Raw genomic sequence first — 13,543 nt, 5'->3', positions numbered from 1 at the left:
AATGAAAAAAGAACGCGTCAAGCTTACTGGCGCTGAAAAAAGTGAGTTGTTTGCAGAAGGAGTGGTAACCATCGTCCTTCTGCTTTTGTTAAATTTATCAATTATTATTCTGATTCACCTGGCTATTTTGCAAGATGAGAGCTTAGTTAATGGCATTTATTTTTTGAAAAAAACAATGACATTTGCTGGTGGGTATCATCTTTGGTCTTGGCAGAATACGTTTATTATTTTGATGGAGATAGGCGATATTGTCGTTTTATATTGGCGACTGATTAGACGCTATCATCAAATGCAGCTACGCCACGTAATTTCAGAATTGCATTATATTGCAAGTGGACACTTTGATCATCGAATCAACTTTCGAGTTCGTCCAGATTTGCAACATGTGGTTGATTCTATTAATTCTTTAGTTGATAGTACGGTTAATTCAATTAATGAGGAACGTGCAATTGAACAGTCAAAAGATGAATTGATTACCAACGTTTCGCATGATATCAGAACGCCGTTAACTTCAATTATTGGTTATTTGGGATTGTTGAAAAGTGGGGTTGCCTCACCAGAAGATCAGCAAAAATACGTTAACATTGCGTATACTAAGGCTGAGCAGATGAAGTCTCTTGCCAATGATTTATTTGAATATACTACCCTTAAATCTACTAAGTTGAATTTGAGCAATTTACATATTTATTCAATGTTAGAGCAAGTTGCTGCGGGATTTGAACTAGAAGCTGAGAAAAAGGGCATAGAAATTAAAATTGAAGCTCGGCCCAAAAATTTAATCATTAAGGCTGATGCAGAAAAATTAGTGCGAGTTTATAATAATTTGATTTCTAATGCCTTTAAATACGGTATTGGCGCTACGCAGATTAAATTAGTGGCTAATCTAGTAAATAAACGTGAAGTTGAATTACGTGTAGAAAATAATGGTGAACCTATTCCGAAGAAATCATTGAAAAAGATATTTGATCGTTTTTACCGCGTGGAGACATCGCGCAATACAAAAACTGGTGGTACAGGATTGGGACTTTCTATCACCAAGGGTGTGGTTGATTTGCATCACGGAACTATTAGATGCGAATCGGATAAGAATTGGACAAGTTTTATTATTCGTTTACCACTTAATCCTAAGAAGGCAAACAGCAAGGGCTAGCTGTGTTATAATTTTGACTGAAATGTTTTAATACAACGAGGAGAAAAAATGAGTATTTCTTTAAATACCTGTATTTTAATTTTAAAAGAGCATCATTTACTTAAGTCAAGTGCAGTACAAGATACTGTAGCAACCAAGATGGAATACGTGTCATATGATTCACGTGATATCCAAACTAACACTTTATTCTTCTGTAAAGGTGCAGGCTTTAGACCAACATATTTATCAATGGCTAAAGATAATGGAGCAATCTGCTACGTAGCTGAACAACCTTATCCAGAAGGTAAAGGGATGCATGCATTGATCGTACGTGACGTATCAAAGGCAATGGCATTACTTTCAGCAGCATTCTTCCGTTTTCCACAAGATGATTTGTATGTAGTAGCATTTACTGGAACTAAGGGTAAGACTACTTCTGCATACTTTTTAAAGGGAATGCTCGACCAAGCTAATGGCGGCAAGACTGCTTTGATTTCATCAGTTAATGACGTTGTTGGACCAAAGCCAGAAGATAGTTTTAAGTCTAGTTTGACTACCCCAGAAAGTTTGGACTTGTTCCGTGACATGCGTACTGCTGTTGATAACGGAATGACTCACTTGGTAATGGAAGTTTCAAGTCAAGCATACAAGAAGAATCGTGTCTTTGGTTTAACTTATGATTTAGGTTTCTTCTTGAATATTAGTCCAGACCATATTGGACCAAATGAACACCCTAATTTTGCAGATTACTTACACTGCAAGTTGCAATTATTGGTAAATTCACGCAAGTGTATTATCAATGCAGAAACTGCTCACTTCAATGAGGTTTACGCTGCAGCAACCACTACTACTAATCCTGATAGCATTTACTTATTTGCTAGAGAAGATTTTGAAAATCCGGATTTAAAGGTACCAATTGACTTCAGATTTGCTTCTCAAGAATTAGATATGAAGGAAACTCGCTTCAAGTTATTCTGCTCTAGTAATAAGGCACGTAAATTGCCAATCAACGGTGACTATACTTTGAAGATGCTTGGTGACTTTAATGAATCAAACGGTACTGCTGCGATTATCGGTGCTGGTCTTGCAGGCCTTAACCATGATCAATGTGCTAAGGGTATTCGTGATGTAACTATTCCAGGTCGTATGCAAACTGAAAGAACTAAGAGCCACGGAATGGTTGTAGTTGACTATGCACACAATAAAGCTTCGATGATGGCTTTAATGAACTTCATGCAAAGTGAATTTAATAATCCTAAGATTATTGTGGTCGTTGGTGCACCTGGTGATAAAGGGGTATCTCGTCGTCCAGGCTTTAGTGAAAGTTTAAGTGCATATGCAGATAAAGCATTTTTGACTACTGATGATCCAGGATTCGAAGACCCTAAGAGTATTGCCGAGGAAATAGATTCAGGTATCGATCACTCTAAATGCGACGTTACAATTGAATTAGACCGTAAGAAAGCTATTCATGACGCGATTGCTATGGCCGGTCCAGATGATGTAGTCTTAATCTGCGGCAAGGGTGCAGATGCATTTCAAAAGATTCGCGGCGTAAATACTCCATATCCATCAGATATCGTAGTTGCTCAAGAAGTGATCAATGAATTAGAAGGTCAAAAAGAGCATTTTAGAAAGTAGAAGATAAGATGAAACATTTCTTTAGTATTATTGGTGGGATGGGAACCATTGCCACTGAAAGTTATGTTCGTTTAATTAACCATCGAGTAAAAATTGCGCGAGACCAAGATTATTTAAACTATATTTTGGTTAATGATGCTCAAGTTCCTGATAGAACTGCTTATATTAAGGATCATTCTAAGCCTAACTTCTTTTATGATTTAAAAGATGATGTAGAAGGCCAGGATAAGCTGGGAACAGACTTTTTGGTAATGCCATGCAACACTGCGCATTATTTCTATGATGATTTGGCAGCACTTACTGATAAGCCATTCTTGCATATGATGCGGATTGCAGTGCACAATTTTATTGATAATTATCCTGATGAAAAGAAAATTGGCTTAATTGCTACAGAAGGGTCAATTTATGATTATTTATATGCCGATGAAATTCAAAAAGTTGGCAGGACGGTAGAATTAGGTGGTCCTGAGATTCAGCCGATGGTCAATGAATTGATTTATTCTGATATTAAAGAAAAAGGCATTGTTGATCATGACTTGTATCACAAGATTTTGAAAACAATGCATGATAAGTATGGCTGCAACGTTATTTTACTTGGTTGTACTGAATTATCTTTAGCTCAAGAAAAGGCACCAGATCATCCTTATAACGTGATTGATCCGCAATCAATTATTGCTGACGTGTCAATTGAGGTTGCGCTTAAGATTCGTCACGGGATGGATCCTGAAGAAGCATGTAAGAAATATATGTATAAGTAAAAAATACCGAATCAGTGCGAAGCTGGTTCGGTATTTTGTTGGACTATAATTTACAATATTATAATATAGTAAATCGTAATATTGTAAATAGGTTATATGAGAGAATGAATGATTTAATAGATGTTTGGAACACAATAGTAAAAGAAGATTATCATGTCCCCTGGGGAATGGCTGCGCTTTATGAAGGCATAATTGCGACGATTTTTTGCCAGGCTTTTCGTTGATTAGAGAATTAATTTTGAAGGTTCATTTTGATTTTTTAGGACTATAATAAGAGCAAATGAAAAATCAAAGAAGGTCTCAAAATGTATCAAGAAGATGAAAACGACTTGAAGATTTGGCTTTTGAATAATATTACTGATTTGTTAGTAAACGAAAATACTAAACCAGAAGAACGCAAAGTTTTGCTTAATGCTAAGCATCAACTCGAAACTGGCGAATCAGCTAACTATGTTTGCAACTTAATTCGTGTTGGTCTTGATCCTTTAAGCTGGCAAAGCAAGTTATCTAAGGGTGTGACTGAATTTCACTATGAGATTGCTAATGGTGTTCGCCCTGTCTCTCATCAAGCAGGAGCACTTGGTGGTGCAGCCTTAGGCTTGGCCTTTTCGGGCATTGGTAGAAGATAAAACAGAAATTAAATATAAGAAAATAGCTATTAACCTAAAATGGTTTGATAGCTATTTTTTTGCACCTCAATATAAAATTATATATTTACAACCAATAATTATCGTAATACAATAAAATTAATGAGAGGTAGATAACTCTATAGGGAGGAATGAATTATGAAAAAGTTTATCCTGAATCTAATAACGATAATTAGCTGGATTATTGAAATATTTATGTGGTTTTCAATTGCTGTATGTACACTCATGGCAGGATCTTTTGTATTCTTATTAGTTAAAATGCCAGATGTAATCAGAGAAATTGCTAAAGAACCTGGTTTACGCCAGTATAGTAGCCAATTTTGGCATATACTACCATTTTTTATGATTATTGGTTTGATAGCTGTTATTTTCTTTAATCTTGGCATTCATAATGTGCGGCACTTGATCAAGAATATCAAGCAAGAAGTTTACTTTGATCAGGCTAACCTGCATGAATTGAAGCAATTGTTAATTAGATCAATTGTTTATACAGTGTTGTCAATTATTTCCTGGGCAATTATCTTGCCAATGGACAGCACACCATTTTATCCTAATGCATATATTGCTGATCTGGTATTTATTGCGATTGTCTATGTTGTCTACTTGATCTTTAAGCATGGCTTAGCCTTACGTGATGACACTAACAAGATTATTTAGGAAGGGAGAATATAAATGAAAAATAAAGTTTTTAAATTACTTAACATCGTATCCTGGATTGGCGAAATATACTTTGTTTTGATGGCGATCTTCTATTTGATCTTTTTAGTTGCTGCAGTCATAACGCCCGGAACGCAAGGCTGGATTCGCCAGATGATGATTACTCCATTTTTTAAAGTAAGCAATGGTCCTTCAGCATGGATGGTGATTGCTGTGGCATTAATTGCCGATATTGTGATGATTGTAATTGTTCATTATTTACAAAAAATGATTGTAAATTTAAATCAAGAGAAGTATTTTGAACAAGATAACCTGCAATTATTGCAGCGGTTGCTGGCGACTGTAGGTATTTATACTATACTAAATTGGGTCAATGTCTTGTTGATTTGCGTGACTGGTGAATTTGCTAAAGCAGACCAGCTTTCTAGTGAATGGGTAGCAAGTAGCTGGAATGCCTTAATCTTTTTAGCAATTATCTATATTATTTATCTAGTATTTAAATCTGGTTTAAAGCTGCAACAAGAATCAGATACTTTTATTTAATGGGGATGAAAACAGATGATTGAAGTAACTGTTGACTTTATGCTGTTAAAAAGAAAGATGAAGTCAAAAGATTTAGCTAAAGAAATTGGGATTACACCGGCGAACTTGTCTATTTTGAAAACAGGTAAGGCACATGGTGTTCGTTTTGATACACTTAGCAAAATTTGTAAGGCATTAGATTGCCAACCTGGTGATTTGCTTAAGTATGTGCCAGATGATGAAGATAAAGGTGAAGATGATGAAAAATAAAAATGAATTTTCAGCTTTAAAATTATTTATCTCAATGCTAATTGCTTGGGCAATAGTATTTGTCGGAGCCTGGGCTGGTAAGGGTTTTAGTGCAGACTTTTTTGCAATGCCACGTTTTGTCGTAGTACTAGTTACTTCTGTTGCCGGTGCAATTGTAATTGGACCGGCGATTTATGGCTTTTTGTATATTGGTAGGAAGCATGATAAGTAAAATCTATTAGTGAAATTTTGAATTAGATATTGACAAATTAGGCAATAGATATTAGTGTATTAGTTAAGTGATACAGATGCGGAAGGACGTGTAGACATGGTCATTATGATAGTTGCAAACATAGTTTTAGTTTATTTAGCCATTTGTTTTTTAGTCAGTATGGCTAGAACAATTGGAGCAAAGCGTGAAGAATGGCATGTCTACAATGGACAAGGCATGAGTTTTGGAGAGGCTTTTGTAAGATATTTCATTGAAGATATCACGCTGGGCCAGATAACGATTTAGGAGGTGTACGTATAATGATGTACTTACTATATATTTTGATTGGTTTATTGATTGTTCTAGGTGTTAATTTAGCAATTACCGCATTTTGGGCAGTGCATGATATGTACGTACACCGAGATCGAGAAGACCAAGATTTCACTACTTTTAAAAAATATTTTGTTAAAAATAATAATATTCCAACTAAAATGTCAGATATTTTCAATTAACTAAGCCGCCGCAAGGCGGTTTTTTTGTTGGAAAAAGTTTCGGATTCCCAGTTTTAAGTTAATCGAGCGCACTATTATGCTAAAATTGAAAGCGAATACAAAAAAGGCTTGAATAGGGGAATTTTATGACTAATAAATTAATTAACTTTACTAAAGATGGACAAAAAATTATTTTAAATTATCAAGATAAACCTTTAGAGTTAACAGTCTTAACTCCAGAGATTATTCGTGTGTTTCAAGATCGCGGCAACGCCAGCAATTCTTACGCCATTGAAGGCGATAAGGAAATTAAGACTGACTTTGATGTTGAAGATAAAGGCGATTATGCTGAAATAACAACTGAAAAGTTAACTGTTAAGGCATACGATGACGAAAAGATTGATGTTTATGATGAAAAAGGCGATCCGTTAATTATTGATTATCGCGGCAGTAGAACGCCAATCGATCGTCAGATGGACAAAGAGCACTTGAAGCTAGCTGAATCAGAAGGCCATGATGTTAAGAAATTGCTGGGCATGCATGATGAAAACTATTATGAAATTATCAAGACTTTAGCCAGAGATGAACAATTTTATGGCCTGGGTGATAAAACAGGTTTCTTAAACAAGCGTCATTATGCTTATGACAACTGGAATACTGATAATCCTGATCCGCAAGTAGAAAGTTTCACTCGACTTTATAAGTCAATTCCAATTTTACTTGGTATTAAAAATGGTCATCCTTACGGTATCTTTTTTGACAATACTTACCGCAACCACATTGATCTAGGTAAAGAAAGCAACAATTATTATTACTACTCAGCAGTTGATGGCAATATTGATTACTACATTATTGGCGGTGATTCACTTAAGGAAGTTATCACTAACTATACTTATCTGACCGGCCGTGTACCAATGCCTCAAAAGTGGACATTAGGTTATCAACAATCACGTTGGGGCTATAGTGTCAGCCAAAAACAAGTAGAAAAGATCGCTGAAAATTTGCGCAAATATGATTTGCCATGCGATGTTTTACACCTTGATATCGACTACATGGATGGATATCGTGTCTTCACTTGGAGAAAAGATACCTATGAAGCTCCAGAAGATTTTGTTAAAAAGATGCGTAAGCTCGGCTTCAGAATTATTACGATCATCGACCCGGGTGTAAAGAAGGATGACGACTACAAGATCTACCAAGAGGGTCTTGAAAAGGGCTACTTCGTTAAGGCTCCAGATGGCACTGTTTATGTGAATGAAGTTTGGCCAGGGGATGCAGTCTTCCCAGACTTTGGTCGCAAGCAAGTACGTGAATGGTGGGCTAAGAACTGCAAGTACTTAGTTGACTTAGGCGTCTCAGGTATTTGGGACGATATGAACGAACCAGCTTCATTTAGAGGTGAAGTTCCAGAAGATGTAGTCTTCCATAATGAAGATGAGGAAACCACTCATAAAAAGATGCACAATGTCTATGGCCACAACATGGCTAAGGCAACTTATGAAGGCTTGAAGAAATATTCAGGTAAGCGGCCATTTGTAATCACGCGTGCAGCATATGCCGGAACTCAAAAGTTTTCCACAGTGTGGACGGGTGATAACCAAAGTTTGTGGCCACATGTGCAAATGATGATTCCGCAATTATGTAATTTGGGTCTGAGTGGCTTCAGCTTTGCTGGTACTGACATTGGCGGCTTTGGAGCTGATACCACGCCAGAATTATTAACACGTTGGATTGAGGGAGCATTGTTTAGTCCGCTTTATAGAAACCATGCCGCTCTTGGCACGCGTTCACAGGAACCGTGGGTCTTTGGTGAACCGACTTTGTCAATTTATCGGAAATATTTGAAGTTGCGCTATCGTTTTATTCCATATCTGTATGATGAATTCTATCGTGAAAGCAAGACAGGCTTGCCAGTTATGCGGCCGTTGGTTTTGAATTATGAAAATGATCCACATGTGTATAACATGAACGACGAGTACATGGTGGGTGAAGACATTTTGACAGCCCCAGTTGTTCAAGAAGGCCAGACGAAGCGGGCCGTTTACTTGCCAGAAGGTGAATGGATCGACTTTTGGAACGGGGTTGAGTATGCCGGACGAAATACGATTTTAGTTGATGCACCAATTGATAAGTTGCCATTATTTATCAAGAAGAATACGATTTTACCATGGGGTAAGGAAGTTAGTCACATTTCTGATGAACCAGATCAAGAAATAACCTTCAGAGTCTTTGGCAAGCTTGGTAAGTACACTCATTATCAAGATAATGGTCTTGACTTTAAGTATGAAAATGGCGAATACAACTTGTATGACGTTGAAGTTGATGGTGATCAGGTAACAGTGAAGTTAACTCATCATGGTTATGCACATGAATATCAACAGATTATAGTTAAGTTAGCTGATCGCGAAGTTGTCTTTGATTATTGCGACGGTGAATACGTAGAAAAATAAAAATAAGTTTGTAGCCATCGATTAAATTCGGTGGCTATTTTTTGTGGGTGAAAAAATATTAAAGTTGAATATTATAAGACTTCAACTAGTGTATTTCATGAACTAGTTGGAGCTTTTTTGATACCAAATCGGTCCTTCTTTACATGTGAAGCTGTCGTTTTAATATGATTTTATAAAGGGGGATGAACCCAACACCGTTAACGCGCATAACTGGTAAAAGACGGAATTTCATGGAAGATAATGCAGTGAGGATTGTTGAGGCAGTGTCTTAATTGAAGATAGATAAATATACTTGATAAAATATTATTTTACCTCTTTTCAATTATTAATTATCGAGATGCAATAAATTTCAAAGAAAAATAATAAAAATAAGAAGGCAGAATAATGATTTCGATTCTAATGCTCATCAGTGGAATATTGATTATCTGGCTTATAGCTGCACTGATTCAGACTGTTTATAATCGACAAAATGGAGTGTATATCTACAAGCATAGAGAATACAAAAAGATTGATGGAAAACTCATGATAGTCAAGGTAAGAGATGAAAAGGTTAATTTTGGCCTGGCCTTCGTTGCCTACCTTATTAATGATTTCAAACAACTATTTGCCTTGGTATTCCCATCTATTTTGGAAGGTTTTTTTAGAATAAGTTGAGGCATTAAAAATGTTACCAGATAAGAAAAGACAAATAATGAACATCATTGGAATGTTGCTATTGCTGTTAGTTTTAGTGTTAGCAAATATTGGCCAGGGCACTTGGAGCTGGCAGAGAATTACCTTGCTTACAATTGTGGCTATTATGTTAATTATCAGCGCTGTCATTAAAATCAAACGAATTCTAAGGGAATAGAAAAATGAAAAAAGCAATTAAACGTGGCGAAGAAAAAGTATCAAAACAATGGATAATTTTTGTATCCATAGTCAGTGTGCTCGTTGCGAGTGGGTTGTATCAACTCATTAATCGATTAATAATACATACGGATAGTTTCGTTTTAGAAACAATCATTACTTTAGCGTTTGCCTATATTTTTACATATGGTTTCTTGTTTATTGAGGGCAGTAAAAGTTAATATAAGCTCTAAAATACCGAATAAGTCCTAAAACCGACCGGTTCGGTATTTTTTACTCTGATAATGCTCTTTCAAGGTAGAATATTAAAAATAAGTAATATGGATATAGCTAAAACTATTTACTTTAAAAAATATTATTTATGTGCTTTACAGCTATTAATTATCGATATACAATAATATATTAGAAGCGTATTAAAAGCTAACTCATAGAGGAGTAAGAAAATGAAAAAGTTTATTTTAAATCTATTAACGATATTAACTTGGATATATCAAGTGATTTGTGTTCTCGGCGTAATTTTCGGCATTGGCACAGTAGGTGTGGGTTTATTTGGCTTATCCAACGCAGATTTTCGCGACGGATTCCGTGTAGGCTTGGGCGTACATAATATTTCAGATGTACAACTCATCTGGCTCATTGTAGGATTAGGAATGTTATTCATGGTAATGGCTATCGCTGAATTCTTGATTTGTCGTTACGCACGTTTAATTGTCAAAAACATTAAGCAAGAAATTTACTTTGCGGCAAAGAACTTGCAACTGCTCAAAAAATTATTAATTTCAGTTGCTTGTTATACGGTGGGTTCAATTATTGATTACGTTATAATTGCCTGCAATCATGAGCTGGTTAATGCACAAACTCAGAATTATGTCTATCCGAATGGCATTACTAATGGATTATTGTTTTTAGCAGTTTTGTATGTGGTGTACTTGGTATTCAAGTATGGAATGAAAGTGCAAAAAGATTCAGATTCAATTATTTAGAAAGCAGTGAATAATCATGGAACAGACTAAATTTGAACGTGATAATCGTAAGATTTTGGTTGGCATGTTAGTAGGGATGCTTGTTTTACCAATCGTTATGTGGATTGGCTATGACTTAAAGAACGCACCATTAGTTAATCAATTAGCTGAAATCGCTATCGGAGCCGTTTTTGGTTCAATGGCTGGGGCCTTTATTACATTAAGTTTGATCGAGCATGGCGTTATTGCTGCAACCTTTTCTAAGATTAAAGTAACTACTATGATTAGAAACATGATCTTAACCGGTCTATTTTTCATAGTAGTAGGTGTATTGTTTGACTGGTTAATGAACCTTAATAGTTTTAATTTGATGAAGGAAATATTTTCCTGGGAAATAATTGGCGAATTTATCAGCGGAATGTTCTTTGCTTTACTATTTTAGAATGAATATGGATAATAATACGAAATCGATTATTTTAGTGATTGTACTTGTGCTAGTCGTGAGTTTAATTGCTGCAGTAATTAGAACGATTGCAGGACGGCGTGGCGGTCAATATACTTATCGCACTATTGTGTTAGGCAAAAAAACGCTGAGAAGCAGTCATTCACTGGGAAAAGTTCTACTAATTAATTTCTGTGATAACTTTTTCATTTTTTTGTGGCTTTTGCCATGAAAAGAGACAAGAACGATAAAAGTTGACGAAAGGATAAACTATGTTAACGATCGACCACCTCAATAAGAGCTTCGGTGCTAATCAAGTCTTATTCGATGTGAGCTTTTCCGTGCAGAATGGCCGCATCCTAGGCTTGGTCGGTAAAAACGGTGCCGGAAAATCAACGATTTTTCACAGCATTCTGAACTTCGTGGATTATACCGGTACGATTAGTATTGATGGCAAAAAGTTAAATGCCAAAGACTATGATCAAGTAGGATATTTGCCTGAAGAACGCAGTTTGATGCCTAAATTAACCGTGGCTGATCAAGTTAGTTTTTTAGCCAGCTTGAAAGGGATGTCAGCTAAGAAGGCTAAGGCAGAACTGCCTGATTGGTTATCACGCTTAGGCGTAAAAGGCTTACCTACCGATAAAATCAAATCAATGTCTAAAGGTAATCAACAGAAGGTCCAGATGATCGCTACTTTGATTCATCAGCCTAAATTAATTATTTTGGATGAACCTTTTAGCGGATTAGATCCCGTCAACGTTGATTTGATGAAACAGCTGATTCTTGAAGAAAAAAGAAATGGTGCAACGATTATTTTTTCTGATCATGACATGCGTAACGTTGAAGAACTCTGTGATGATGTCGTGATGATTAATGATGGGCGTGTCGTTTTAAACGGTCCGGTCAATGAGATCAAGAATAGCTTTGGCCTGACTCGGATCTTTGTTAGAACAGACAAGAGTTTGAGTGATCTTCGTGAATTGCCTGGTGTAACGGATGCCATCGCACAGAATAACGGCTCTAAGCTGCTCATTCTTGAAGATGAAAAATATGGCAAAGCAATCTTTGATGAGTTATCTGCTGGCCAATATATTCAGACTTTTGATCAAGAACCACCAACACTGGATGAAATATTTAGGATGAAGGCAGGTGCCCGTCATGCATAAGATTTGGTTAGTAGCGAAAGAAACCTACCGCAGAGAAGTTAAGACATGGTCATATTTATTCATGATTTTAGCACCATTCATTATGGTCTTCGTGATATTTGGAATTGGATTCATGACGGGTAGTGGTGACGATAGTTATGTTGGCGTGGTAACTGACAATGCGGCGTTACGCCAATCAGTCAAGAAGTCGGATGATTTTGACAACTACGCCAGCGTCGCCAAGGCTAAGAAGGCTTACCACAATGACGACATTGATGGTTACGTAGTAGTTCAAGAAAAGGATAATCGCATAATTGCTACTTATCACAGCGATGAGAAGATGGACGATGATCTTAAGTCAGAATTTTTGATTAGTCTAAAAAATGTCCAGCAAGACTTGAACTTAAAAGCAGCCCAATTATCTGCTAAGCAAATACAGGCATTGTCGAATCAAGTTGATTTCAAACAGACTATCAAACAATCTGACGGCAGTGCCGATAATCCAGTACAAGAAATAACCTTCTTCATTCTGATTTTCTTATTATATTTCTTGGTTTTAACTTACGTTCAAGTAACGGCACAAGATATTGCGACCGAGAAGGGCACCAAGATGATGGAAGTAATCTTCTCCAGTATGCCAGGTGGGGATTACTTTATTGGTAAAATTTTGGGCATTTTTGGTGAAATTATTACCCAGGTGTTAATTTATGCGTTAGGTTTAGCAGGTTGTTATTATGCTGCACCGTATATTGGTGGGGTTAGCGACAGTTTCAACAAGTTCAAACCGATGATCTACCAAGTCGTAGGCAACCTTTTGTCCTGGGGCCTACTGTTCACGGTACTAGCTTTAGTATTATTCATCATCTTCGCCGCATTTTGTGGTGCTTTGACTGCTAAGAGCGAGAATGCAAATAAGGCAGTTTCACCTTTGACGACTGTCGGTATTGTTGGCTTCTTGATCGCAATCAACTTACAATCAGCAGGTGATCCGATCTGGGCTAAGATTTTGTCATATGTTCCATTCTTATCATCATTCATTATGCCAATGAGAGTGCTGAAAGGAAATGCGACTGGCTTTGAAGCAGGAATTTCAGCTGTGGCTGCTTTGTTAGCAATAGTAATTTCCTTTATGTGGATCAGACGTATCTATCCGAAGTTGATTTTACAAACTGACGATTTAGGTCCATGGCAAAACTTTAAGCGTGGATTGCTTAATTAGAATATTTATTTAGCCAGCAAGAAATAATCTTGCTGGTTTTTCTTCGTCATTTTTGTTTATTCTTCGTCAAATAGGGTAAAATGACTAAGAATAATTATCAGTGACTACGAAAACAGATCATGTAAATACACATGATCTGTTTTTTGCGTAAAAAATGCATAAAAATGA

Annotated in this window: 18 protein-coding genes; all 18 read left to right on the top strand. The window is 36.4% G+C overall.

Features of this window, described 5'->3' with window-relative positions; genetic code table 11:
• Position 1 precedes the first annotated feature (1 nt).
• Positions 2-1,150 (top strand): sensor histidine kinase, encoded by a 1,149-nt coding sequence (locus FC37_RS09490; RefSeq protein ID WP_025005901.1) that lies wholly within the window; start codon positions 2-4, stop codon positions 1,148-1,150.
• Between the two features lie 48 nt (positions 1,151-1,198).
• Positions 1,199-2,770: a UDP-N-acetylmuramoyl-L-alanyl-D-glutamate--2,6-diaminopimelate ligase gene (locus tag FC37_RS09485; protein WP_025005900.1), complete on the top strand. Its 1,572-nt coding sequence runs from the start codon at positions 1,199-1,201 to the stop codon at positions 2,768-2,770.
• An 8-nt stretch (positions 2,771-2,778) separates the two neighbouring features.
• Entirely contained in the window at positions 2,779-3,528 is a 750-nt protein-coding gene (locus tag FC37_RS09480) for an aspartate/glutamate racemase family protein (protein WP_025005899.1), read from the top strand.
• Positions 3,529-3,833: 305 nt separating this feature from the next.
• Complete coding sequence (locus FC37_RS09475) at positions 3,834-4,157, top strand: bacteriocin immunity family protein (RefSeq protein WP_025005897.1); 324 nt, start codon at positions 3,834-3,836, stop codon at positions 4,155-4,157.
• 156 nt (positions 4,158-4,313) lie between these two features.
• The gene (locus FC37_RS09470; RefSeq protein WP_025005896.1) at positions 4,314-4,832 is read left to right on the top strand and encodes a DUF2975 domain-containing protein; all 519 of its coding nucleotides are present in this window, start codon (positions 4,314-4,316) and stop codon (positions 4,830-4,832) included.
• A gap of 15 nt (positions 4,833-4,847) precedes the next feature.
• Positions 4,848-5,375, top strand: a complete 528-nt coding sequence (locus FC37_RS10615; RefSeq protein ID WP_025005895.1) for a DUF2975 domain-containing protein — start codon at positions 4,848-4,850, stop codon at positions 5,373-5,375.
• Positions 5,376-5,390: 15 nt separating this feature from the next.
• On the top strand, positions 5,391-5,624 hold the full coding sequence (locus FC37_RS09460; RefSeq protein WP_025005894.1) for a helix-turn-helix domain-containing protein: 234 nt from the start codon (positions 5,391-5,393) through the stop codon (positions 5,622-5,624).
• Positions 5,614-5,835 carry a hypothetical protein gene (locus FC37_RS09455; RefSeq protein ID WP_025005893.1) on the top strand — a complete coding sequence of 74 codons (222 nt, stop codon included), beginning with the start codon at positions 5,614-5,616 and terminating at the stop codon, positions 5,833-5,835. Before FC37_RS09460 ends, FC37_RS09455 begins: the two co-directional genes overlap by 11 nt.
• Before the next feature lie 96 nt (positions 5,836-5,931).
• A complete protein-coding gene (locus tag FC37_RS09450; protein WP_025005892.1) occupies positions 5,932-6,120 on the top strand; it encodes a hypothetical protein in 189 nt (62 codons plus the stop codon).
• A 14-nt stretch (positions 6,121-6,134) separates the two neighbouring features.
• Positions 6,135-6,326: a hypothetical protein gene (locus tag FC37_RS09445; protein ID WP_025005891.1), complete on the top strand. Its 192-nt coding sequence runs from the start codon at positions 6,135-6,137 to the stop codon at positions 6,324-6,326.
• 125 nt (positions 6,327-6,451) lie between these two features.
• Positions 6,452-8,755, top strand: coding sequence for a glycoside hydrolase family 31 protein (locus tag FC37_RS09440; protein ID WP_025005890.1), 2,304 nt, complete (start codon positions 6,452-6,454; stop codon positions 8,753-8,755).
• Between the two features lie 384 nt (positions 8,756-9,139).
• Positions 9,140-9,409 (top strand): hypothetical protein, encoded by a 270-nt coding sequence (locus tag FC37_RS09435; RefSeq protein ID WP_025005889.1) that lies wholly within the window; start codon positions 9,140-9,142, stop codon positions 9,407-9,409.
• 10 nt (positions 9,410-9,419) lie between these two features.
• Positions 9,420-9,605, top strand: coding sequence for a hypothetical protein (locus FC37_RS09430; RefSeq protein WP_025005888.1), 186 nt, complete (start codon positions 9,420-9,422; stop codon positions 9,603-9,605).
• Between the two features lie 4 nt (positions 9,606-9,609).
• Positions 9,610-9,825 carry a hypothetical protein gene (locus FC37_RS09425; protein WP_025005887.1) on the top strand — a complete coding sequence of 72 codons (216 nt, stop codon included), beginning with the start codon at positions 9,610-9,612 and terminating at the stop codon, positions 9,823-9,825.
• A gap of 222 nt (positions 9,826-10,047) precedes the next feature.
• Positions 10,048-10,587: a hypothetical protein gene (locus tag FC37_RS09420; protein ID WP_025005886.1), complete on the top strand. Its 540-nt coding sequence runs from the start codon at positions 10,048-10,050 to the stop codon at positions 10,585-10,587.
• Positions 10,588-10,603: 16 nt separating this feature from the next.
• Positions 10,604-11,008, top strand: a complete 405-nt coding sequence (locus FC37_RS09415; protein WP_025005885.1) for a hypothetical protein — start codon at positions 10,604-10,606, stop codon at positions 11,006-11,008.
• A 272-nt stretch (positions 11,009-11,280) separates the two neighbouring features.
• The gene (locus FC37_RS09410) at positions 11,281-12,177 is read left to right on the top strand and encodes an ABC transporter ATP-binding protein (RefSeq protein ID WP_025005884.1); all 897 of its coding nucleotides are present in this window, start codon (positions 11,281-11,283) and stop codon (positions 12,175-12,177) included.
• Entirely contained in the window at positions 12,170-13,375 is a 1,206-nt protein-coding gene (locus FC37_RS09405) for an ABC transporter permease (protein WP_025005883.1), read from the top strand. The genes FC37_RS09410 and FC37_RS09405 overlap by 8 nt, the downstream gene beginning before the upstream one ends.
• The last annotated feature ends 168 nt before the right edge of the window (positions 13,376-13,543 follow it).

It is taken from the genome of Lactobacillus gallinarum DSM 10532 = JCM 2011 (genome assembly GCF_001434975.1).
In the GTDB taxonomy this organism is placed as follows: domain Bacteria; phylum Bacillota; class Bacilli; order Lactobacillales; family Lactobacillaceae; genus Lactobacillus; species Lactobacillus gallinarum.
Note: the sequence above shows the minus strand (reverse complement) of the source record. Positions and strands in the feature narration are given on the sequence as shown.

What these genes read in the sequence shown, in the direction of transcription:
- FC37_RS09490 (WP_025005901.1), top strand. Translation starts at nt 2, where the DNA reads ATGAAAAAAGAACGCGTCAAGCTTACTGGCGCTGAAAAAAGTGAGTTG.
- FC37_RS09485 (WP_025005900.1), top strand. Translation starts at nt 1,199, where the DNA reads ATGAGTATTTCTTTAAATACCTGTATTTTAATTTTAAAAGAGCATCAT.
- FC37_RS09480 (WP_025005899.1), top strand. Translation starts at nt 2,779, where the DNA reads ATGAAACATTTCTTTAGTATTATTGGTGGGATGGGAACCATTGCCACT.
- FC37_RS09475 (WP_025005897.1), top strand. Translation starts at nt 3,834, where the DNA reads ATGTATCAAGAAGATGAAAACGACTTGAAGATTTGGCTTTTGAATAAT.
- FC37_RS09470 (WP_025005896.1), top strand. Translation starts at nt 4,314, where the DNA reads ATGAAAAAGTTTATCCTGAATCTAATAACGATAATTAGCTGGATTATT.
- FC37_RS10615 (WP_025005895.1), top strand. Translation starts at nt 4,848, where the DNA reads ATGAAAAATAAAGTTTTTAAATTACTTAACATCGTATCCTGGATTGGC.
- FC37_RS09460 (WP_025005894.1), top strand. Translation starts at nt 5,391, where the DNA reads ATGATTGAAGTAACTGTTGACTTTATGCTGTTAAAAAGAAAGATGAAG.
- FC37_RS09455 (WP_025005893.1), top strand. Translation starts at nt 5,614, where the DNA reads ATGAAAAATAAAAATGAATTTTCAGCTTTAAAATTATTTATCTCAATG.
- FC37_RS09450 (WP_025005892.1), top strand. Translation starts at nt 5,932, where the DNA reads ATGGTCATTATGATAGTTGCAAACATAGTTTTAGTTTATTTAGCCATT.
- FC37_RS09445 (WP_025005891.1), top strand. Translation starts at nt 6,135, where the DNA reads ATGATGTACTTACTATATATTTTGATTGGTTTATTGATTGTTCTAGGT.
- FC37_RS09440 (WP_025005890.1), top strand. Translation starts at nt 6,452, where the DNA reads ATGACTAATAAATTAATTAACTTTACTAAAGATGGACAAAAAATTATT.
- FC37_RS09435 (WP_025005889.1), top strand. Translation starts at nt 9,140, where the DNA reads ATGATTTCGATTCTAATGCTCATCAGTGGAATATTGATTATCTGGCTT.
- FC37_RS09430 (WP_025005888.1), top strand. Translation starts at nt 9,420, where the DNA reads ATGTTACCAGATAAGAAAAGACAAATAATGAACATCATTGGAATGTTG.
- FC37_RS09425 (WP_025005887.1), top strand. Translation starts at nt 9,610, where the DNA reads ATGAAAAAAGCAATTAAACGTGGCGAAGAAAAAGTATCAAAACAATGG.
- FC37_RS09420 (WP_025005886.1), top strand. Translation starts at nt 10,048, where the DNA reads ATGAAAAAGTTTATTTTAAATCTATTAACGATATTAACTTGGATATAT.
- FC37_RS09415 (WP_025005885.1), top strand. Translation starts at nt 10,604, where the DNA reads ATGGAACAGACTAAATTTGAACGTGATAATCGTAAGATTTTGGTTGGC.
- FC37_RS09410 (WP_025005884.1), top strand. Translation starts at nt 11,281, where the DNA reads ATGTTAACGATCGACCACCTCAATAAGAGCTTCGGTGCTAATCAAGTC.
- FC37_RS09405 (WP_025005883.1), top strand. Translation starts at nt 12,170, where the DNA reads ATGCATAAGATTTGGTTAGTAGCGAAAGAAACCTACCGCAGAGAAGTT.